Origin of the sequence: Pseudomonas sp. SID14000, assembly GCF_002165135.1 — a bacterium.
GTDB lineage: Bacteria > Pseudomonadota > Gammaproteobacteria > Pseudomonadales > Pseudomonadaceae > Aquipseudomonas.
On the sequence record NZ_NFZQ01000080.1, the window covers coordinates 1 to 539 of the forward strand.

Consider the following 539-nt stretch of genomic DNA (forward strand, 5'->3'; position numbering starts at 1 on the left):
GGACGGGCTGGCCGAAGCGCGGGCGCTGGTGCGTAGTGCCCCTTCCGCTCGACGAACCGCAGCTGCACGGACGTCAAGGCCAGCAGCAGCAGGAAGAGGATCGTCGCGCCGGCCGACGCGTAGCCCGCGCGGCCGTTGACGAAGCCCTCGACGTAGATCTGGTACATCAGCGTGGTCGTCGAGCCGAGCGGGCCGCCCTGCGTCATCGACCGGATGATGTCGAACGACTGCAGCGACGCGAGCAGCATCGTCACGAGCAGGAAGAACGTGGTGGGCGCGAGCAGCGGCAGCACGATCGAGCGCAGCGTCCGCGCGGGGCTCGCGCCGTCGAGCGCGGCGGCGTCGAGCAGGGCCTGAGGCACGGCCTGCAGGCCCGCGAGGTAGATGAGCGCGACGTACCCGAGGTGCTTCCACAGGTAGACGACCACGACCATGACGAGCGGCCAGGGCTCGGCCGTGTACCACTGCGGCGACGTGGCGCCGAACCAGCCGAGCACGGTGGACATGAGCCCGTAGCGCGGGTCGAAGATGAACAGCCA

1 protein-coding gene is annotated in these 539 nt (G+C 69.9%); it reads right to left on the reverse strand.

From position 1 onward, the window contains the following. The coding region (locus CAY82_RS27460) for a carbohydrate ABC transporter permease (protein ID WP_140399163.1) at positions 1-539 on the reverse strand (539 nt) is incomplete at both ends.